The sequence below is a fragment of the Phormidesmis priestleyi BC1401 genome, from assembly GCF_001650195.1.
Taxonomy (GTDB): domain Bacteria; phylum Cyanobacteriota; class Cyanobacteriia; order Leptolyngbyales; family Leptolyngbyaceae; genus Phormidesmis_A; species Phormidesmis_A priestleyi_B.
The window spans coordinates 17482-36854 of the sequence record NZ_LXYR01000049.1 but is presented as its reverse complement, the minus strand read 5'-3'; the positions used below and the strand labels follow the sequence as shown (position 1 = coordinate 36854).

General features: G+C 49.8%; 21 protein-coding genes. 8 read left to right on the top strand and 13 right to left on the bottom strand.

Going from position 1 to position 19373, the window contains the following annotated elements:
- Positions 1-651: 651 nt before the first annotated feature.
- Both A8707_RS20300 and A8707_RS20295 read left to right on the top strand, forming a co-directional pair.
- Positions 652-918, top strand: a complete 267-nt coding sequence (locus A8707_RS20300; protein WP_068819026.1) for a hypothetical protein — start codon at positions 652-654, stop codon at positions 916-918.
- Between the two features lie 59 nt (positions 919-977).
- Entirely contained in the window at positions 978-1316 is a 339-nt protein-coding gene (locus A8707_RS20295) for a clan AA aspartic protease (protein ID WP_197484929.1), read from the top strand.
- A gap of 115 nt (positions 1317-1431) precedes the next feature.
- Here the strand turns inward: A8707_RS20295 and A8707_RS28460 are convergent, their stop codons facing one another.
- The 3 genes from A8707_RS28460 to A8707_RS20285 form a co-directional block, all read right to left on the bottom strand.
- The gene (locus A8707_RS28460) at positions 1432-1647 is read right to left on the bottom strand and encodes a hypothetical protein (RefSeq protein WP_156518766.1); all 216 of its coding nucleotides are present in this window, start codon (positions 1645-1647) and stop codon (positions 1432-1434) included.
- Positions 1648-1718: 71 nt separating this feature from the next.
- The gene (locus A8707_RS20290) at positions 1719-2276 is read right to left on the bottom strand and encodes an FKBP-type peptidyl-prolyl cis-trans isomerase (protein ID WP_068819024.1); all 558 of its coding nucleotides are present in this window, start codon (positions 2274-2276) and stop codon (positions 1719-1721) included.
- A gap of 44 nt (positions 2277-2320) precedes the next feature.
- Positions 2321-2647: a phasin family protein gene (locus A8707_RS20285; protein ID WP_068819023.1), complete on the bottom strand. Its 327-nt coding sequence runs from the start codon at positions 2645-2647 to the stop codon at positions 2321-2323.
- 268 nt (positions 2648-2915) lie between these two features.
- Here A8707_RS20285 and A8707_RS20280 point away from each other — a divergent pair, with 268 nt between their 5' ends.
- Entirely contained in the window at positions 2916-3230 is a 315-nt protein-coding gene (locus A8707_RS20280) for a TIGR03792 family protein (protein ID WP_068819022.1), read from the top strand.
- Positions 3231-3472: 242 nt separating this feature from the next.
- Complete coding sequence (locus tag A8707_RS20275; protein WP_068819021.1) at positions 3473-3829, top strand: zinc ribbon domain-containing protein; 357 nt, start codon at positions 3473-3475, stop codon at positions 3827-3829.
- Positions 3830-3846: 17 nt separating this feature from the next.
- On the opposite strand, the gene A8707_RS20270 is transcribed toward A8707_RS20275, so the two are convergent.
- Together A8707_RS20270 and nblD are read right to left on the bottom strand one after the other, a co-directional pair.
- Positions 3847-4509, bottom strand: coding sequence for a GvpL/GvpF family gas vesicle protein (locus A8707_RS20270; RefSeq protein ID WP_068819020.1), 663 nt, complete (start codon positions 4507-4509; stop codon positions 3847-3849).
- Positions 4510-4608: 99 nt separating this feature from the next.
- The gene (nblD, locus tag A8707_RS20265; RefSeq protein ID WP_068819031.1) at positions 4609-4797 is read right to left on the bottom strand and encodes an NblD family protein; all 189 of its coding nucleotides are present in this window, start codon (positions 4795-4797) and stop codon (positions 4609-4611) included.
- Positions 4798-4925: 128 nt separating this feature from the next.
- On the opposite strand from nblD, the gene A8707_RS20260 reads away from it, so the two are divergent.
- Both A8707_RS20260 and atzD read left to right on the top strand, forming a co-directional pair.
- Positions 4926-6338: a hypothetical protein gene (locus A8707_RS20260; RefSeq protein ID WP_068819019.1), complete on the top strand. Its 1413-nt coding sequence runs from the start codon at positions 4926-4928 to the stop codon at positions 6336-6338.
- A gap of 295 nt (positions 6339-6633) precedes the next feature.
- Positions 6634-7692: a cyanuric acid amidohydrolase gene (atzD, locus tag A8707_RS20255; RefSeq protein ID WP_068819018.1), complete on the top strand. Its 1059-nt coding sequence runs from the start codon at positions 6634-6636 to the stop codon at positions 7690-7692.
- Positions 7693-7774: 82 nt separating this feature from the next.
- On the opposite strand, the gene lpxB is transcribed toward atzD, so the two are convergent.
- The 8 genes from lpxB to A8707_RS20215 all read right to left on the bottom strand — a co-directional run bounded on the left by lpxB (position 7775) and on the right by A8707_RS20215 (position 16455).
- Complete coding sequence (gene lpxB, locus A8707_RS20250; protein ID WP_068819017.1) at positions 7775-8986, bottom strand: lipid-A-disaccharide synthase; 1212 nt, start codon at positions 8984-8986, stop codon at positions 7775-7777.
- On the bottom strand, positions 8976-9797 hold the full coding sequence (lpxA, locus tag A8707_RS20245) for an acyl-ACP--UDP-N-acetylglucosamine O-acyltransferase (RefSeq protein ID WP_068819016.1): 822 nt from the start codon (positions 9795-9797) through the stop codon (positions 8976-8978). Before lpxA ends, lpxB begins: the two co-directional genes overlap by 11 nt.
- Before the next feature lie 86 nt (positions 9798-9883).
- Positions 9884-10408 carry a 3-hydroxyacyl-ACP dehydratase FabZ gene (fabZ, locus tag A8707_RS20240; protein ID WP_068819015.1) on the bottom strand — a complete coding sequence of 175 codons (525 nt, stop codon included), beginning with the start codon at positions 10406-10408 and terminating at the stop codon, positions 9884-9886.
- 14 nt (positions 10409-10422) lie between these two features.
- Positions 10423-11292, bottom strand: a complete 870-nt coding sequence (gene lpxC, locus A8707_RS20235) for a UDP-3-O-acyl-N-acetylglucosamine deacetylase (protein WP_068819014.1) — start codon at positions 11290-11292, stop codon at positions 10423-10425.
- Complete coding sequence (locus tag A8707_RS20230) at positions 11292-13640, bottom strand: BamA/TamA family outer membrane protein (protein ID WP_068819013.1); 2349 nt, start codon at positions 13638-13640, stop codon at positions 11292-11294. The genes lpxC and A8707_RS20230 overlap by 1 nt, the downstream gene beginning before the upstream one ends.
- A gap of 173 nt (positions 13641-13813) precedes the next feature.
- Positions 13814-14575, bottom strand: coding sequence for a phosphoribosylaminoimidazolesuccinocarboxamide synthase (purC, locus tag A8707_RS20225; RefSeq protein WP_331711732.1), 762 nt, complete (start codon positions 14573-14575; stop codon positions 13814-13816).
- 67 nt (positions 14576-14642) lie between these two features.
- On the bottom strand, positions 14643-15911 hold the full coding sequence (gene codA, locus A8707_RS20220) for a cytosine deaminase (RefSeq protein WP_068819030.1): 1269 nt from the start codon (positions 15909-15911) through the stop codon (positions 14643-14645).
- A gap of 157 nt (positions 15912-16068) precedes the next feature.
- A complete protein-coding gene (locus A8707_RS20215) occupies positions 16069-16455 on the bottom strand; it encodes a hypothetical protein (RefSeq protein ID WP_082906443.1) in 387 nt (128 codons plus the stop codon).
- A 312-nt stretch (positions 16456-16767) separates the two neighbouring features.
- On the opposite strand from A8707_RS20215, the gene A8707_RS20210 reads away from it, so the two are divergent.
- Positions 16768-17904, top strand: a complete 1137-nt coding sequence (locus A8707_RS20210) for a citrate synthase (RefSeq protein WP_068819011.1) — start codon at positions 16768-16770, stop codon at positions 17902-17904.
- Positions 17905-18240: 336 nt separating this feature from the next.
- Positions 18241-19359: an NADH-quinone oxidoreductase subunit NuoH gene (gene nuoH / locus A8707_RS20205; protein WP_068819010.1), complete on the top strand. Its 1119-nt coding sequence runs from the start codon at positions 18241-18243 to the stop codon at positions 19357-19359.
- The last annotated feature ends 14 nt before the right edge of the window (positions 19360-19373 follow it).

The following is a 19373-nucleotide window of genomic DNA, read 5'->3' as shown; positions in this document are numbered from 1 at the left end:
GCTTGATGATTTCCCACTCTGCGTCGGTGAGGCTGCTCGAATAAGGCATTTATTTCTGATTCTAGCTCTTTAGCCAAGATCCCAAATAGGCTCTATACATCAGGCTTTTCCAGTGAAGATAAACAAATTCAAGATCTCCTTTGTGAAATTGATATTTATCACTTTGAGGGCAGCACTGACATTTACAGCATTGAGATTGAGGATACAGCCTAACAATTCTGGTGCAGCGGATTGACTGGAGCCGCTTGGGTAGAGGCAAAGACTCTGGCAACCGCTGACCAGAACCGTTAGCTGACTCATGCCTCGATCGGATTGCTGCTTTAAAGCTATCTGTAAGGCTGTGATAGGCTCGTCACTAAGCAATTAACCCATGCAAATGATGCCTGTACAAACGAAAGCTCAAGTCCTGTCTCTTCTTCAGGAATATCAACAGGATCTACGCCGTTTTGGGGTGAGTCGTTACGGTGTCTTCGGTTCGTTTGTACGCGATAGTGCGATCCACGATCGCCGTAGGCTGGGTTTCCTTTCGTCGACCCAGCACTCTTTCTCCCACAGCACTGTCCAAAAACTCGATCTCAGTTGGAACTGTGACCGTGGGTGCAATCTCCTAGATTAAAATGAGAAGGCGAAGATTGAAACAAGGGCAAGCCTATGACAGTTCGACAACCCCGCTACAGCAAAGAAGAGTTTGCTCGACGTGGCGATGAGATCTATGAATCTCAGGTGCGCCCTCAAGTCGAGGAAGGCAATCATGGGAGAATTGTCGCGATCGATATTGAAACCGGAGCCTTTGAGGTTGGTAAAAACAGCATAATCGCATCCGATCTTTTGCTGGCTCATCATCCCGATGCTCAAATTTGGTTTGTCCGCATTGGTTATCTTGCCGTTCATCAAATCGGATACTTTGAGGCGGGCTGATCACAATGATCTCAGGATACGTGAACGCGAATCGAGAAGCAATCATTCAGGTTGCGATCGTGGGTGACAGTAAACAGTTGAAGAGTGTCAGAGCAATCATTGATACAGGATTTACAGGAGATCTAACCTTACCTAGAAATATTATTGATCAACTGGGATTCACGTTGAGAGGATTTCAAAGGGTGATTTTAGGAGACGGCAGTCTTCAATATTTCGAGATGTTTGTCGGTGTTGTGATTTGGGATGGAAAGATGAGGGAGGTTGAAATCAACGCAGCAGAAACAAATTCACTGATTGGAATGGGGTTGCTGGAAGACTACAAGTTAGAAATGGAAGGAAGACCAAACGGTGAAGTCAGAATAACATCTCTGCCTGCATCCCTCTCAAACACGGTCTAACAATCCAATTGGAGCAGACAGTTGAGAGTCTTTTCGTTTGTTGTTCAAGGCAATCTGCTGCCGCTCAATCAAGACGTTAGCTTACTCATGCCTCGATCGGATTGCCGCTTCAAAGCTATCTGTAAGGCTGTGATAGACTCGTCACTAAGCAGTTAACCCATGCAAATGATACCTGTACAAACGAAAGCTCAAGTCCTGTCTCTTCTTCAGGAATATCAACAGGATCTACACCGTTTTGGGGTGAGTCGTTGCGGTGTTTTCGGTTCGTTTGTACGAGATAGTGCAATCCACGATCGCAGCGATGTCGATAGTTTGGTTGCGTTTGAGCCATAGCGGAAAGCTTTAATAAAAAATCCGCGAATCGAGAGCGATCGCGGATTTCAAATCAATCATTAAAGAGAATTAGCTGACTTTCAGCAATTCCACATCAAACAGCAGCGTCGAGTTAGGAGGAATGGGACCAATTCCGCGTGCGCCATAGCCTAAGTCAGGAGGAATGGTGAGTTGACGACGACCGCCGACCTTCATGGTGCCTACGCCTTCATCCCAGCCTTTGATCACTTGACCCACGCCAATTTTGAACTCAAAGGGCTGACCCCGATCGCGCGAGCTATCAAACTTCGTTCCGTCGGTCAGCGTGCCCGTATAGTGCACCGTCACTGTTTGACCCTTTTTAGGAGAACCGCCTGTTCCTTCGACATCATCCACATATTGCAGACCCGATTCGGTCACCCTGGTGCGTTCAGGCATTGACATCATAGTATTACGCTCCTCTATCGTTTGGGTAGCAGGTTTGGGCGTTTCAGCAACCAGAGCTTGGGAATTCACTTCGGTGATAGTAGCCGATTCTGTCGTCGGCATCTCGCCTGCGATCGCGCTACTGCGAGTCGTAACCTGCGCCACAATCAACAGCACGCAGCACACCACCATGACCCCGAAGCTGACTAAAATCTCTCTCAAAATCAGACCTCCTGACGTGTATGTCTTTATCTTCTCACTCTGAACTACTTCGGTCCATTCCAGAGCTTATTTTCTAGGTCGCGCACCTGTCGCTCTAGTCGATCGAGCCGTCCGCGCAGTTCGTCCATTTCAGATTGGCGGGGCACTCCCAAGTCTTGCATAACGTTGCGAATCTGACGCTGCATCTGAGCTTCAAAGTTGCCCTGCTTGAGTTGCGCCATCAGGTCATCGACAAACCCTTTTGCCTGGTCGGGGTTGAGTTTGCCATCCTGAACGAGTTGGTCACTCACCTCTTTGAATTTTTCTGCCACGATAGAAGTCGTGCCGATGCCAACCATCAAAAGCTGTGTAATCCAATTATTGCTATCCATACTGGTTTCCTATGTCGGGTGCCGCAAAAGCCCGTTGAACGATCGACAAAATGGGGTTCTAATCGCTAGACATTTTGTAGGGAATTCAAACTTCTTCGCTTCTGTTTATATTCTGTCAAATTGCAAGAGCATTCACAGTCGCAAAGTCCGTACCTCAAAATACTTTGACTGCATTCTCTGACAAAATCTACGCCCAAGGGCAGAAAGTTCCAGATTTTTGAGGATTTCTCTGATAACGTCTTAAACGTTGCGATAGACGGATGATCTGATGCTAATCGAATGGCTCAAAGTGAAGGTTCCGCCAGAGTTGCGGGAGCAATACATCCAGAAAGATGACGAAATTTGGACTCCACTGCTCTCTAATTATTCAGGGTTTGCCGGAAAGGAAGTTTGGATCAATCCTCAAGACCCAACGGAAATCGTAATGGTGATTCATTGGGAAAGTCAAGACGGGTGGAAATCGATTCCTGCCGAGACATTAGAGGAGACCGATCGGCAGTTTACTCAAGCAATGGGTCAGTCGTTTCCCTTTGTCGAAGAGGGCGAATATCAAGTCCGCAAGTTTATGCAGCGACCTGCTTAAGCATAGAAACTACTTGTCTACAGTTTGTTAACTTAACGCGATGTGCGACTTTCCTGAAATACTCGCCAAGACTGCCCTCACCCCAGCCTTCTCCCGCAGGAGAGGGAACCAGAAATGTCCGAAAGCCCTTCTCCTTGGGGAGAAGGGTTGGGAGGGCTTCGCCCCACTGCGTGAGGAGGGCAAATTACTTGCCCATCGTGTAAGTTAGCATCAGAACATACCTTTAGAATCTGCTGTAATTGATGCCCGACTGTCCTCTTTGTCATCAATCGGTTGACGCTCAAGCGATCGTGTGTCCTTATTGCCGCACAACGCTCAAAGCGCACGGTCATCCCGGCATTCCGCTCTATCGCGCGACGGGAATTGAGCCGTTGTGCAAAACCTGCATTTATGATGCCGATGATTCGTGCACTTATCCCAAGCGACCTGACGCAAGAGAATGCACGTTGTATAGCGATCGGGTGGCTCCGATCGCGAATCGCTCCGTTAGCTACGGCAATAGCTTTCTCAGCAAAGCCTGGTTGAGACAAAATTTAGTCTGGATTGTCCTCATCGGACTCATCGTTTTAAGTCTGTGGCTGGCATTAAACAAACGCTGAAATGATGCAGTCAAATATTAGACAAAGTGATAAGGAGGGAGGGCTTCACCTAACATTAGTTCCCAGTGAGACGACTGATTTTGCCACTCTTGTAGGTGTTGATAAAGCTGCGTTTCTTGCTGACGATCGACCAACAGATAAAGCTTCTCAACGCCCTCCTTTACTTCAGTTATATGATAATCATCATAGATCTTAGAGATTGAGGCAAACACTTGCGCTAACTGCGACTGCTGCTCTTGCAGGAATTGTGGGTCTTGATATTGCTGCTTTTTGGCGAGAGAATACTGTTTCCCTTTCACGTCAGGAGGAGCCGAAACGGGCAACTCACACGGAGTCAGCTTGAGCCGATATTCTGCCTTGCCGTCTAATCGCGCAAGTTTAGCTAAATAAGAGTCTTGATGAGTGCCTAAGTGTTCGAGAAGGCTCTCTTGCGAGACAAAACAGGTGCCAAAGCGCAGTGGGAAAATCGTGGTTTGCCAAAATAACTCGCAAATCATCCGATCGTGAGTCAACACCGCCTGCACGAGTTGGCTATCATCCGTCTGCAAAACCTCGATCTCTAAGTCCGGTTCTACCAGCGCAGACAGTTGACCATTTTCTACAACCTGCACCTCTCCCGCGATGCCTGCCAACACGTTCAGCGGCGGGGTCGAAGAGTGAAAGAACGCATAGGTATACATAGCGGGAGAAGATTCCTGAGGGGCTGCAACGCCGATCGCGGGGCTGCCTAGAGTCTAACGTGGGAAGGGTTTGGGATGGAGTTGATCGCGATCACTCGCTTAAATCTGCTCGGTGGTACTGTAATTCTGGTTAATACAACCTGGCTTTTGGGTATGACGACAGACGCGCTCCCAAAGCGTTAATCGCGTAGAGACTGCCCCGGTTGAAAAGATCACCCGATCGTCCCCTACTAATTTAATAATTTTGACCCCACAGACCGAGCAAACTTGGGTTCTATCTTGACTCATAGCTAATGTGAAGATGATCGGATCGTTTCGATTCAACAAGCTTAACGCCAAAGAATGCAGCGAAGAGTAAACTTTCAACATCGTGTGACTTTCCCTTCAAATGGGCATTATTCGTTCATGGCTCCCTTGTGGCTGTAAGCAAAGGTTTTTCTGAAATGCGTCGTCTCTTTGTGTGTGTGGTAGTGATTTCTTGCTTGGGTTCGCTGGTAGGTCAATCGATCGCGTCAGCCAGCACCAACTCTACGGCTCCGGCGGTTGATCCCGGTCGTGATTATTGGATCGAGGCTCAAAAACTAGCTCAAAATCATCTGGTCTTGTTAAATCGAATCGAACGATCGCTCTCTAGCTCAGATCCCAATCGGCTACGTGCAGTGAGAGGGCAAATTTTCTTACAGACTTCTGCGGTCGATCGCTTTCTTAAAAGCAGTTATCCTGCGCCAGAGGTTTTGTGTGCTTCAAACCCTGCCAACAGTGGAGCCGGAAGCGTTGCCGGAACCGATGCTGTTAGTTTAGAAGAAGCTCAGGTTTATTGCGCGTTGTATTCGTCTGCTCGTGACTTGCAGCCTTTGAGAGCGCAACTTGATCGACGATCGGGCATGGTAGCGGCAGATCCTGCGCGTCCCTTGTCTGACCCAAGTCGGAGCCGTTTAGCCCTCGATTCGTCTTTGAGAAGCCCGATCGAGATAACAAATCCAGTCTTGTCTGCGATTCAGCCACCCGATGATATCTTGGCGATTGTGCGATCGAGCCGAGATCGCCTGGTTCAAGTTCGGTCTGCTTTTCCGGTGGCGGTTCGGTTTGCAGTGCCCACGCAAGTCATGCAGAGTCAGCAAACTCCCTATAATTTATATCCTCAAGAGTCGCAGCTTTACACGTCGTTTCTGTCACAGCCTCATACTGGGATCACTCGGCTGTTGTCGATCGAAGCGTATCGCACTGCATCCAGAACCTTAGAAAATCGATTAGCCCCAACGGTTGCCGAACAGCTTCCTTTCGCGATTTTGATGCAGCGATCGAACGGGTTGTCACCTCGGTTAGCGATTCAGATTGAGGGAGATAGCTTTCAGATCGTGCAGACCGATTTAGACTATGGGTTTATGACTGATCTAGGAGAGGTGGCGATCGAGACGCTCGTTCCGCCTTCTGTTGAAGCGTTGCCAAACCTATCAGACGCACTGCAATTATTCTATAACTACCGTCCGCCGTTAGAGCTAGAAGCCATTCAAGCCGATCGTCGCCGCTTTATTACTGGGAAAGTCAGCAATTTGAATCTAAGTCAAGCCACCGCCGCGCTGAACCGCACTTATTTAGTGCGATCGATTCAGTTCAAAGTGCCTGAAATCATCACATCAGGACGATCGCTGCTGCCGCGTGAACGCTTCCTTCTTAAAGATTTGCTCAACACGCCCAGCAGTGATTTGCTGTTTGCCTTCCGCCCGGTCAGCCGTCGTGCCGATGGCAGCTACACAGTTCTGTGGAAGGTTTTGACGCAGTTCTCTGATCCTCAGATTCGTGACCTCGATCGCTATGTTGTGAAGTAAGGCAAAAGATTAGAGCTAATCTTGGATCGAATGATCTGAATGCTCTAGCCTATTTGGGAGAACTTGCAATCCGCACTAATCTATATCGATTGAACTGCCTCGTTTAACTGCGGCACAAGTGATAACAAATCCTCTAGTCAGCTACTGTGCTTAAGTCGGGAAGCCCGCCCAACGCAGTGACTCATCAAAATCGGGGGACTTTGAACCAGACAAATGGCTTGACCTCTAAAGCCAATTTTCTGGAATTTGCCCTGCTTTTTCTCTACAATTCTGCAAAGCGATCGTAGGCTCTCCGATGAAAGTGAATGTCTTTAAAATCTCACAACGCTCTCCTGATGATGTGAGTGCTCTCGATGAGTTGATTCAAACTCAAAAACTGAACCCTATGACAATTGCAGCCATATTAGGAAAAACGGAAGGAAATGGCTGTGTCAACGACTTTACTAGAGGATTTGCAGTGCAGAGCTTGAAAAATTATCTCACTCAACAGATCGGCTCAGAGCAAAGTCAGAAAATCATCTACATCATGTCAGGGGGTACAGAAGGAGTACTCAGTCCACACTTGACGATCTTTACTCGCGAAGAGTCACCACTGACTGAGCCGACGCACAAAGGATTGGTTCTGGGCAGACATCACACGCGAGACTTTTTGCCCGAAGAAATCGGGACGCTGACCATGGTGAAAGTCGTCGCCGCAGGAGTGCAAACGGCGATCGAGGATGCAAAACTCACTCCAAAAGATGTTCACTTTGTTCAAATTAAGTGTCCTTTGGTCACAGCAACAGAACAAACCGAGAAGCAAGATAGCTACACCTCAATGGCGTTTTCGCGGGGTGCATCTGCATTGGGTGTTGCCGTAGCGCTGGGGGAAGTATCTTTGGAGCAAATTCAATCGAGTGATATTTGTCAACGGTATGACCTGTACTCTAGCGTTGCTTCCACCTCAGCAGGGTCGGAACTGAAGAACTGCGAAATCTTAGTGTTAGGCAATGCTGACTCAACCAGTGCATTTGTCATCGGTCATAGCGTGATGCACCATGCGTTAGATATTGAAGCGATTCACGCAGCTATTCAGGCGACCGGACAGCCGCGCGAACAAGTTGTGAATGTGTTTGCGAAGGCGGAAGCAGACCCGACAGGCAGGGTGCTAGGCTGCCGTCACACCATGCTCGATGACTCAGATATTAGTCACACTCGAATGGCAAGAGCGGTGGTTGGAGCAGTGATTGCTGCGGTGATTCAAGACCCAATGATCTATGTGTCTGGTGGCAGTGAACACCAGGGACGACCTGGAGGCGGACCGATCGCGGTGATTGCTCGACGAAGTGAAAAAAGCAGCGACCTCACTCGCTAGACTTCGCAATCTCATCGGGCTAGCTGTTTGCGCCAGTCGCCGTTTTATTCGATCGCACTAAAACAGTGAGATTAGAGGCTGCTTATGATCGATCGTAGTCCAGCAAGTCTAAAATCTCGTGAGCCGCCCGATCGCACACGCCGACTTCCCCGACAGCGCGACGCATTTCTTGATAGTCTGCCAGCATTTTTTGACGACGATCGGGCTGCAATAGCGCGATCGCTTCTTGCGTAATATTCTCGACGGTCGCCTCGTCTTGCAAAAATTCGGGGACGATGCCCTTCATTTCCACCAGGTTGGGCGGCGACATAAAGGGAATTGAAAACTTGAGAATCTTTCGCGCCACCCAAGCGGTGAACCGATTGACGCGATAAAGCACCACTTGCGGAACGTCTAGCAGCGCCATTTCAAGATTCACCGTTCCCGATTTTGTGATGGCTAAATCTGCCGCAGCGATCGCTTGTAGAGTCGTTTGTCCTTTGTTACTGTCTAACAAAGTTGCCCGCAATCCATAGTCTGCGATCGCTTGCTCGATCTCCCACCGATATTTTTCTAACGCTAACGGAACCCAGAAATGCACGTTGGGAAGTTTTGCCTGAATTTGCTGCGCCGCTTCAAAGATCACAGGCATTAAATACTTTAACTCTTGCTGGCGAGATGCTGGCAATAGCACGATCGCTGTCTGGTCAGTCGGAATTCCTAGTGAAAATCTCGCCTCGGCTCGACTCGGAGCCGCCTGCACTCGATCGACCAAGGGATGCCCTACCCAAACAACTTCTCCACCTTTACGTTTGAAATAGTTCGCTTCTTCTTGAAAAATCGCCAAAATTTTGCGGGTCGCTGCAATGATGCGATCGGTGTTGAACGAACTCGTTGACCACACCCACTCTTGAGGCGCAATGAAATATACAACAGGCACGTGGGGCAAATGCTTGGGAAAATAACTACAAAACGCCACATTAGGAGTCATGTAGTCAATCAACACCACGACATCGGGCGGATGTTGTCTAAGATATTGCTTTGCCTGTCGCTGAACTTTGAGCGTCGGTAGCACATAGGGCAACGATTCGACCAATCCCATCGAGCCGATCGCGCTGGTGTGTCCGAGCAGTTTTGCTCCGGCTTCCTCCATACGATCGCCGCCCAGCGCCAAAATTTCTAACTCAATGCCCAAATCTGCTGCGCGTCGCTGCAATGCCTTGATCAGCAACGCTCCCTGAAGATCACCTGACACTTCTCCGGTGCTGATAAAAACCCGAAAGCGCCGTGTGCCCTGAAGCGAGTTATCCTTCATCCTTGATCCTTCTCCCCGGTGTCAGCCCTCGTCTTCCGGGCATGAGAGACTGACGAATAAATTGATGGAGGTGCTGCAAGTGCAGGTTTTCAGGCAGTAATTCTAGCTGTTCGATCGCGTCATTCAGCGTCAAGCCTGAGCGGTAAATCAACCGAAACGCTTTCTTTAACAACTGCATTGTCTGCCCTTGATGCTCATCTGCCAAGCCCGATCGCTGCAACCCAATCAAGTTCAGCGCTCGCACTCTTGAAGGATTGCCCTCAACCGTCATATAAGGCGGCACATCGCGATCGATACGCGCCATGCCGCCCACCATTGCGTGTCGCCCAATATGCACAAACTGATGAACGCCCAGCACACCGCTCAATCGCGCCCGTGACTCAATGTGAACGTGACCCGCCAACGCCACTGCATTTGAGATAATCACCTGATCTTCAATCGAGCAATTGTGCCCAACGTGGACATTTGCCATCAGCATATTGTTATTGCCGATCGACGTGACTTCGCCCGCAAACGTGGCGCGATGAATGGTTACAAACTCTCGAATTTGATTATCGTCACCAATCTTTACCAGGCTGACCGCTCCGTCATATTTCAAATCCTGCGGCTCTAGCCCAATCACCGCACCGGGGAAGATGTGATTGCGATCGCCAATTTCGGTATGCCCTTCTAGCACCACATGATGACCCACAAGACTGCCTGCGCCGATCGTTACATTATCCCCAATCACCGCATACGCCCCTACCTGCACCGTTGGATGAAGTTGAGCACCAGAATGAATAACTGCCGTCGGATGAATCAGGGTTGCCATACAAAAGAGGAATAAAGAGTGAAGAGTGAAGAGTGAAGAGTGGCATCTTAAACGTTCACCCTCTACCCTTCGCCCTTGGGTGTAAGTTAGCTGACCAACGCAAACATTAAATCACCTTCGCACGCTAACTGACCGTCTACTTCGGCACGACCGCGCATCTTACCAAAACGACGAGCCTTAACAGACAACAGTTCCACGGTCATGACCAACTGATCCCCCGGTATGACAGGGCGACGAAACCGCACATTGTCAATGCCAGCAAACATAAACAGTCCACCCTGCACGTCTGCCATCTGGGTTAACACTATACCGCCGACTTGCGCCATTGCTTCGATAATTAACACACCTGGCATGATGGGCTTGCCCGGAAAATGTCCTTGAAAGTGCGGCTCGTTGAATGAGACATTTTTGATCCCGATCGCCATTTTTGCAGGCACATAATCGATGATCCGATCCACTAGCGCAAAGGGATATCGATGCGGCAACAGGGCATGAATTTCTTCGACGGTGAACACGGTTTTTTGAGGAGCGGGTTCGGAAGTCTGTTCGATCGACGGATCTACGTGGAGCGCAGCCACATTTTCTGAATTTATATCGGTCAACGTTGACATGGGTTGGTTGATGGCTAGAGGGTTAAGGAAATTTTTTGTGCAAGCTGGGTATGTAACCGATGACTGGCTTTATAGGCTAGAAAGTGGGCGATCGGAATGGCTCCTAGCAAACTCAAGTCTCCTACTAAGTCTAAAAGCTTATGGCGCACTGGCTCATTTGAAAACCTGAGCGGAGGATTTAGCCAGCCATCATCACCACACACCAAGGCGTTCTTAAGCGAACCTCCTTTGATCAGCCCACTCGATCGTAGCTGATCAATCTGGTGTGCCAGACCAAACGTTCGAGCCAGGGCGATTTCAGTCAAAAAAGAATCTTGATCGGGCGACCAGCTATGCCACTGATTCCCGATCTCCGCTAACTCGAAGTCAATGCCGTAGCTAAACCGCAGTGCTGGAGCCGGGATCGCCGCTACAAACGCATCGCCTTCATAAATCCAAATCGGCTCTAAAATCGATCGAGTGACTCGTGCAGATTGAGAAACGAGTCCGACATCAGCGATCGCCATCGCCCACTCATGAGCCGAGCCATCTAGCAACGGCACTTCAGCCCCATCGATCTCAATGCGAGCATTGTCAACACCCAACCCCGCCAACGATGCCAGCAAATGCTCAACTGTGCGGACTTTGGCATCGCCGTTCACCAACTCAGTTGAGAGCATCGTAGGATTAACCGCCTCAATCTGAGCAGAAATCACAGGCGCATCGGGCAGATCGACCCGCACAAAATAGCGACCTTCCCCCGCCGCCGCAGGTCTGATTGTGACCTGCGTTGAGGTGCCAGAATGTAGCCCAATGCCCGATCGCGTCACTTCACCCGCTAACGTATGCTGCAGCGGTGAGACCCCATGAGCTTCTGCCCCTGATTGAGAACTAACTGCCTCCATCAGAATCGTTCTCCAAAGCCAAAGCGGATGTTGTTCCCACCCTGGTCATTGATCCCAAAGTCGATCCGAATCGGACCCAACGGTGACTGAACTCGTACACCGATGCCGTAGCCAAAGCCGCTTCCGGGTTTGCCTCTAACACCCGCCGGATTACCAGGGACGTTCTTTCCAGTTCCTAAATCAGTAGCACCGTCGATAAACAGCGCCCCAGAAATAATTGAGAAAACCGGGAACCGATATTCTGCGGTAGCTTGCAGATAGCTGCGACCACTGCCCACATCGCCCTCGTCATAGCCGCGCACTGAGTTGGTGCCACCGAGCGGAAACGCTTCATAAGGCGGCAAATCGCCCAAGACAGTTCCCCCCTGAAGGTTAAACGCCAGCGCTTGCGGACAGCCGCCTGTCGGAGGTTTCTCACCAATTTTGAGCGGACGATTGCGACATCCTGGAGTCAACCGCGTCAATCGCACCGGAATATAGAAGCTATAGTTGGCTCGCAAACGGTTAAAGAGAATGCTGCCACTCCCTAACGGCACCGATTGCTCAGTGCTAAAACTCAAGACCGAGCCACTCGTTGGGGTCAGAAAGCTGTTGCGACGATCGCGCACAAATCCCAATCGCGCCGTGATCAAATCATCTTTGCCACTGGGGTCAAAGCTCAACAGGTTGCCTAGCGAATCTCTACGGCTGAGTTTGCCATCGGCATCTCGAATCGAAACCCGTTGATATTGCAGTCCGAGAGAGGCGTTCCATTCAGCGCGCTTAAACGGATTGCGATCGAGAGGACGGTTAAAGGTGATGCCGCCACCCGTTCTTAACACACGAGGACGATCGCCATTCGGCAGATTAACTTCTGGTTTGCCGCCATCAAACACGAGCGAAATCGTTCTGCGTCTAAAAAGATTCACCGTGTAAGACGTGCGGAACGGATCGCCGCCAATCCACGGGTCAGTAAAGCTCAGGTCAAAGAGTTGATCACGTTGACCAATCTGCACTTCTGCATTTAGCTTTTGGTTGTTGCCACCCACGTTTTGCTGCTGATAACTGACACTGCCAAACAGCCCACTTGCCGAGCTAAAGCCTCCTGCAACGCCAATATTTCCGGTGTTCTTTTCGGTCACGTTGGCAACGACAATCACCTTACGGGGATCTTGACCTGGGCTGAGGGATAGCTTGATGTCTTCAAAAATTCCCAATCCAAACGCCCGCTGCAAATCTTGTTCAGCCGTCTTCCGGTTAAAGACATCTCCCGGTTTTAGCTCAAACTCGCGAGTGACGATAAAGTCACGGGTGCGACCGCGAATCGGGTTGCCTTTGGCATCTTTGTCTTCGCCTTGCTTATTGACAAACCGAACTTGCAGCCCCTCGACCACTCCTTCAGCGACCTCTAGCGTCACCGATCCATCCGGGGAAACTCTAGGCACATTCACAACTTGGGCTAAGACATAGCCGTTATCTTGATACCACTTGGTCAATGCTTGGATGCCCGTCTGAAGCTGGCGCAGGTTAAGCGTGGTGCCATATTGAGGGGTAAAAATATCGCTAACCACTTTCTCAGGCACAATCCGTGCACCCTCTAGCTGCACTGATTTCAGAACAGGATTGGGCTGTACCTCAAAGGTAACTCGCACCCCAAGCGGCGTATCTGAAGGCGTGGCTTTGACGTTTTGAAAGAATCCGGTTGCAAAAACAGCGTTAATGTCTTCTTGCAGTTGAGAGCGCGTCGTCGTCCGCCCAGGCTGAGTGCGAATGACTCGATAAACTTCGGTTTGAAGATCTGCTTCTGCACCGATGACGAGCACCTCACCCACCAGCACTCTCGGTTCTGGCTCGGTTGGGGGAGTTGGGGTGACAGGTGGAGTGGTCGAAGGCGTGGCAGGAGTTTCGGGTTGGCTACTAGGTGCTGGGGTTATTTGAGGAGTCGGCTGCACGGTTGGCAGCGGAGCGATCGGAATCGTCAGCGTTGGCGCAGTTGGAGACGGCGGGTTTAGCTGAATAGGGGTAGGCTGCTGCTCATCAACTGGGCTTCCCTGAGTCTGAGCGATCTGAATGGCTGCCGTCGCCAACTTGGGTTGAAAAGGCTTAAGCAAAGGGTAGGCTGCAATCTTATCAGGGGCAGCCACTTCAGAAACCTTGACGGTCTCGACCACAACATCTTGGCTCGATCGCTTCGTTAGCGCGATCGTTTTCTCTTGCTGCTGGTTCGGTTTAGCAACAGGATTGTTCCCCATTGCTTGAGTCGTCCGCGATTGCTGAGAAACTTCAGGGGTTTGAGCGTTTGCAGAATTTGACCAGCCGACGGTGGCGACAGCCGCAAAAGCTGCCATTAAAATAGGAGATAAGCGCATTTTGTTCACGTTACTTGGCACGTCCTCACACCAGATTTTGCCTAAAGCAGAATCAATTTCACAATATCAAGAAGCGATTACAATCCTTGGCAAACTGTGAGATCTTACCGCATTGATGGGTATTAATATCCATCAATCAGAACGATCGATCAAAGATGATGCCCCATAATTGATCAGACCGCTTGACTCAAGACACGCTCTAGCACTTGCCGATAGGCTTCCTCAACGTTGCCTAGATCACGACGAAAGCGGTCTTTATCCATCACGCGGCGATCGGGGTCAGTTTCGGTTTGGTTCCACAAGCGGCAGGTGTCAGGACTGATTTCGTCGGCTAAAAGCAGTTGGTTTTTTGAATCGATGCCAAACTCTAGCTTGAAGTCTACCAGCGTGATTCCACACTGATCAAAGAAAGCGGTGAGCAGGTCATTGATCCGCAGTGCCATTCTTCTTAATTGATCCACCTGATCATCGGTAGCCAGATCAAGAAGACGGAGCCGATCGAGGGTCAGCAAAGGGTCACCTAGTCCATCGTTTTTGTAATAAAACTCCACGAGAGGTTGACTAAGGATTGTTCCAAGCTCCAGACCTGTCTGTTGACAGAGACTACCCGCTGCAATGTTCCTGACGACGACTTCGATCGGCAAAATCTTGACCGCTTTAACCCGCATCTCGATCGCTGTCGGGCAGTCGATGAAGTGAGTGGGCACGCCGTTTGCTTCCATCAATTTAAAGAGATGGGCAGACATGGCGCAGTTTACGGCTCCTTTGCCGATTATGCTGCCCCGCTTTTGAGCATTAAACGCCGTCGCATCGTCTTTAAAATGCGTCAGCAAAATGTCTGGGTCATCGGTGGCATAAAGAATTTTAGCTTTGCCTTCATAGAGTTTTTGTCCAGCAGTCATGATGGGCGATCGCCAGAAAGATCTAAAGCTCACTATTTTAAGCGCTAACGGGACATTGCCCTTCTTCCACTTTGAATTTGCGGGGTGCTATGGATTAGAGTTAACGAGATGTTCCTTTCCACGTGGTTTGAGGCGGTTGGGTTTCAGCCAACAACTTCCCTTGCGAGATCACAAAGCGAACGATCGCCCGACGACGAATTGCATCATAGCGATCGTCGGCATCCAGCGTGATTAGATTGGCTGGTTTGCCGACCTCAATCCCATAGTCGTTCTCAATGTGCAGGGTTTTTGCACCGTTCTGTGTCACCATCTCATAGCACGCGTCGATTTCTGACGTTCCGGTCATCTGGCAGACGTGCACCGCCATCGACGCGACTTCGAGCATATTGCCCGTACCGAGCGAATACCACGGGTCTTGCACGCAGTCGTGCCCTAAGCTGACGTTTTTGCCCTGCTGCCAGAGTTCTTTAACGCGAGTCACTCCGCGACGTTTGGGATAGGTGTCGGTGCGCCCTTGCAGTGTGATATTGATTAAGGGATTAGCGATGAAATTGATTTGAGTGCGCTGCAAAAAGCCTAAAAGCTTGAAGGCATACGCATTGTTATAAGACGCAAAAGCCGTTGTGTGACTGGCAGTGACTCGCGAACCCATCTCAGATCGAATCGCACAAGCAGCCACCACTTCTAGAAATCGGGACTGATCATCATCAATTTCGTCGCAGTGAATGTCAATTAAGCGATCGTACTTCTCTGCCAGTTCAAAAATGCGATGCACCGATCGCACGCCATCTTCGCGAGTCAGTTCATAGTGGGGAATGCCTCCGACTGCATCCGCCCCCATTTTCATCGCTTCTTCGATCAGTTCATCATTTTTAGGATTGCCATAAATCCCATCCTGCGGAAACGCCACGATTTGCAGAGTCACCCAGTCTTTGACTTCTTCTCGCACCTCTAATAGAGCTTGCAGAGCCGTTAAACTTGTCTCACTCACATCTGCGTGGCTACGAACAAAGAGCACTCCTTGAGCCGCCTGCTGTTTGAGAGTCGCGATCGCCCGTTGTTTCACATTGTCTAGCGAGAGAGTTTGCTTATACTCGCGCCAAATGTCGATGCCTTCAAACAAGGTGCCGCTTTGATTCCAACGCGGATTTCCAGCAGTCAGCGCTGAATCGAGATGAATGTGCGACTCGACAAAAGGCGGACTGATGAACTGATTGTGAGCGTCTAACTCAAGCTTGGCGGTGCCTTCGATTTGCGGCGCGATCGCCACAATCTTGCCGTCTTGGATCGCAATATCTACGGTTTCGATCGAATCCGATCGCAGCAATCGACCCTGCCGCAAAATAATATCGTAGGTTGGTGTAGTCATAGGTTTGGCGATCGTCAACATCCCTTCACTTTATCGGATGCAGACTCTGCAAAGGGTGCCCGATCTGGCATTCTGCAAACTGAAGCGGGCTAGTATTTATGACTCACTAACCCGCTTTGCAGCGAAGAGGCAACAAACTCTACGTTTCTACATAAATCTAGTAGCTCTGCCGTTCGATCAGCGGCTCTAGCCAGGGTTGAAATTCATCCCGGCGAAAGATCTGAGCGCGGCGGCGATAGTCAAACCTGACCAAGCTGGGCAACCCATGTTTATGAAGACAGTCTTTGATCCAGGAGGCAACGCCTTGCCCTGCTTCGGGCAGCATTTCGGTTTGAAAAGGACCGTACATCAAGACTAGCTGACTGTTGGTTTGAAGCGGGGAGTCTTGCTCGATTAGCTTCGTCAAACTGATCTTAGTATTAGCGGGGCGACTGCGATTCGACTCTTCCCACTGCTGCGAGGGGCGACTCTCAGATTGCAGTTCAGATCGATCGGACTTCCGACTTTGAGAATTGGACTTTGGTTGAGAATGTCTGTGAGGCATATAACTCCTTACGAGAGTATAAAAATGTGACCCGTCGATTCCCACCTCGTTCGTCGCAGGCTTTATCGGAAGTCGATCGACCTATCGGTAAACGCAACGTAAGTCAAGGTGTAAATCTTTATAACTTGATACTATTATCTTTTCTAAAAATCTGCAAACATTAGTTTGTCTATAGGTCAGATAGGTATCGACGCTCACAAAAATGTGATATGCAGACGTAAGCGATCGAGTGTTTGGTTCAGACACTACATTCTGATCTGCTAAATCTGATAAGTTAGCTTGAGATCACTCACAGTAAGACAACGGTAAATCATGACTGTCTGCGAATTTAGAGCAGGTCTAGAAGGCGTTCCAGTAACCCAGTCCAGCATCAGCTTCGTGGACGGGCAACACGGCATCTTAGAATATCGGGGCATTCCCATCTATGAACTTGCTGAGAAAAGCACCTTTTTGGAAACAGCTTATCTGCTGATCTGGAAAGAATTGCCCACCAAAGAAGAGTTAGAAGCCTTTGAAAATGAAATCCAATATCATCGAAGGCTCAAATATCACATTCGAGACATGATGAAGTGCTTTCCTGAAAGCGGTCATCCGATGGATGCACTTCAGGCATGTGCGGCAGCACTGGGTTTGTTTTATTCTCGTCGTGCATTAGATGATCCAGCTTATATTCGGGCTGCTGTCGTCAGACTTTTGGCAAAAATTCCGACAATGGTCGCTGCTTTTCAACTGATGCGAAAGGGCAACGATCCCGTTCAGCCTCGCGATGATTTAAGCTATGCCGCCAACTTTCTCTACATGCTGAACGAGAAAGAACCTGACCCTCTAGCCGCCAAGATCTTTGAAGTGTGTCTGGTGCTTCATGCCGAGCATACGATTAATGCGTCTACTTTCTCAGCGATGGTGACGGCTTCTACGTTGACTGATCCCTACGCGGTCATCGCTTCTGCGGTCGGGACTTTGGCAGGTCCACTTCACGGAGGAGCCAGCGAAGAGGTGATTGAAATGCTCGACGCGATCGGCTCAGTTGAAAATGTTCGTCCCTATCTCGACGATCGGCTTCAGCGCAAAGAGAGAATCATGGGGTTTGGGCATCGAGTCTATAAGGTGAAAGATCCTAGAGCAATCATCCTGCAAGGGCTGGCGGAACAACTGTTTGAGAAATTTGGGCACGACAAATATTACGACATCGCCACCGAGTTAGAGCGCGCGGTTGAAGAAAAGCTCGGCGGCAAGGGCATCTATCCCAACGTCGATTTCTATTCAGGCTTGGTTTATCTCAAATTAGGAATTCCTACCGATCTGTTTACGCCCGTGTTTGCGATTTCTCGCGTCGCTGGCTGGCTGGCTCACTGGAAAGAACAACTCAACGAAAACCGCATCTTCCGACCGACGCAGATTTACACAGGCTTGCATTCAGCCCCTTACGTTGCGATCGGCGATCGCTAGAACTCCAGATAGAGGGTGTCACCCCTCTTGCTCGATCGTCAATCCCTTGCAACGATAGTCAGGTGACGATTTTCAGGAACTCCAGCCTCCAAGACTCTTGCTCTTGGGGGCTTCTTTCATGGAACCCAAAATCGACCGCCCTCCGCCTGACGATTCATAAAAGTGAATGCAGACGATTGGATAGTTTGATGGTCGAAAGGGCTATAAATTCAATACTTTGGTGCGGTTCTGGTCCATTTGGAAAGATATACTGATAGGCGTTAAGGTCGTCAAAAACTTCGTCTCTAAGATTAAGCGAACGGCGACTGACCAATGACTTGACGCAAGTTGGGAAACATGAACCCAGGAATCGACCTTCAAGGAAATTTTATTGAATCTGTCAAAGGTTTTGGCATCCCACCTGGGGCTGCGAGAGCACTTTGGTTGCCGTTGCCGATGCTGATCGTGTTAGTGGCAGCAACGGTAAGCGTTTTAGTCGTGGTTTGGCTAGAGCGAAAAATCTCTGCTGCTGCCCAACAGCGAATCGGTCCAGAATTTATCGGTCCGTTGGGCATTTTGGCTCCTCTGGCAGACGGGCTAAAGCTAGTTTTTAAAGAAGATACTACGCCGTCTAAAGCAGACGCGCTCCTGTTTACGTTGGGTCCGGCGATCGTCGTGATTCCCGTTTTTCTGTCCTACCTAATCGTCCCGTTTGGGCAGAACCTGATCGTTTCTGACGTGGGAATGGGCGTGTTTTTGTGGCTCGCGTTGTCTAGCGTTGTCCCGATCGGGCTGTTGATGTCGGGTTATGCCTCTAACAACAAATATTCGCTATTAGGTGGGTTACGAGCCGCTGCACAATCGATCAGTTATGAATTGCCACTGGCGCTGTCGGTGTTGGCGATCGTCATGATGTCTAACTCGCTTAGCACGGTCGATATCGTGCAACAGCAATCAGGCTATGGCATTCTCGGCTGGAATATTTGGCGGCAACCTGTCGGATTTCTGATCTTCTGGATCGCAGCCCTGGCAGAATGTGAGCGAATTCCCTTTGACTTACCAGAAGCCGAAGAAGAACTCGTCGCGGGCTATCAGACTGAATATTCTGGCATGAAGTTTGCCCTCTTCTATCTAGGTTCTTACGTCAACCTGACGCTATCTGCGCTGCTGTTTGCGGTGCTATATCTGGGCGGCTGGGAATTTCCGGTGAACGTGGGCACGATCGCCAACCTGATTGGCGTAAGTGAGAATACTCCCTGGCTGCAAGTCGTCACCGCTACGATTGGTATTGGCATGACGCTGCTCAAAGCCTATTTTCTGATCTTCCTTGCTATCTTATTGCGCTGGACGGTGCCCCGCGTGCGGATCGACCAATTGCTAGACTTAGGGTGGAAGTTTCTCTTACCCGTTTCGCTTGTCAATTTGCTGCTCACGGCGGGTCTAAAATTGGCATTCCCAATCGCGTTTGGCGGCTGACCCTACTCTCATTT

Excerpts from the sequence above, each read along its gene's own strand:
- A8707_RS20300 (WP_068819026.1), top strand. The coding sequence starts at position 652 with ATGACAGTTCGACAACCCCGCTACAGCAAAGAAGAGTTTGCTCGACGT.
- lpxC (WP_068819014.1), bottom strand. The coding sequence starts at position 11,292 with ATGGAGGCAGTTAGTTCTCAATCAGGGGCAGAAGCTCATGGGGTCTCA.
- lpxB (WP_068819017.1), bottom strand. The coding sequence starts at position 8,986 with ATGAAGGATAACTCGCTTCAGGGCACACGGCGCTTTCGGGTTTTTATC.
- A8707_RS20215 (WP_082906443.1), bottom strand. The coding sequence starts at position 16,455 with ATGCCTCACAGACATTCTCAACCAAAGTCCAATTCTCAAAGTCGGAAG.
- nblD (WP_068819031.1), bottom strand. The coding sequence starts at position 4,797 with ATGAGTCAAGATAGAACCCAAGTTTGCTCGGTCTGTGGGGTCAAAATT.
- lpxA (WP_068819016.1), bottom strand. The coding sequence starts at position 9,797 with ATGGCAACCCTGATTCATCCGACGGCAGTTATTCATTCTGGTGCTCAA.
- A8707_RS20280 (WP_068819022.1), top strand. The coding sequence starts at position 2,916 with ATGCTAATCGAATGGCTCAAAGTGAAGGTTCCGCCAGAGTTGCGGGAG.
- fabZ (WP_068819015.1), bottom strand. The coding sequence starts at position 10,408 with ATGTCAACGTTGACCGATATAAATTCAGAAAATGTGGCTGCGCTCCAC.
- nuoH (WP_068819010.1), top strand. The coding sequence starts at position 18,241 with ATGAACCCAGGAATCGACCTTCAAGGAAATTTTATTGAATCTGTCAAA.
- codA (WP_068819030.1), bottom strand. The coding sequence starts at position 15,911 with ATGACTACACCAACCTACGATATTATTTTGCGGCAGGGTCGATTGCTG.
- A8707_RS20275 (WP_068819021.1), top strand. The coding sequence starts at position 3,473 with ATGCCCGACTGTCCTCTTTGTCATCAATCGGTTGACGCTCAAGCGATC.
- A8707_RS20230 (WP_068819013.1), bottom strand. The coding sequence starts at position 13,640 with ATGCGCTTATCTCCTATTTTAATGGCAGCTTTTGCGGCTGTCGCCACC.
- A8707_RS28460 (WP_156518766.1), bottom strand. The coding sequence starts at position 1,647 with ATGGCTCAAACGCAACCAAACTATCGACATCGCTGCGATCGTGGATTG.
- A8707_RS20210 (WP_068819011.1), top strand. The coding sequence starts at position 16,768 with ATGACTGTCTGCGAATTTAGAGCAGGTCTAGAAGGCGTTCCAGTAACC.
- atzD (WP_068819018.1), top strand. The coding sequence starts at position 6,634 with ATGAAAGTGAATGTCTTTAAAATCTCACAACGCTCTCCTGATGATGTG.
- A8707_RS20285 (WP_068819023.1), bottom strand. The coding sequence starts at position 2,647 with ATGGATAGCAATAATTGGATTACACAGCTTTTGATGGTTGGCATCGGC.
- A8707_RS20270 (WP_068819020.1), bottom strand. The coding sequence starts at position 4,509 with ATGTATACCTATGCGTTCTTTCACTCTTCGACCCCGCCGCTGAACGTG.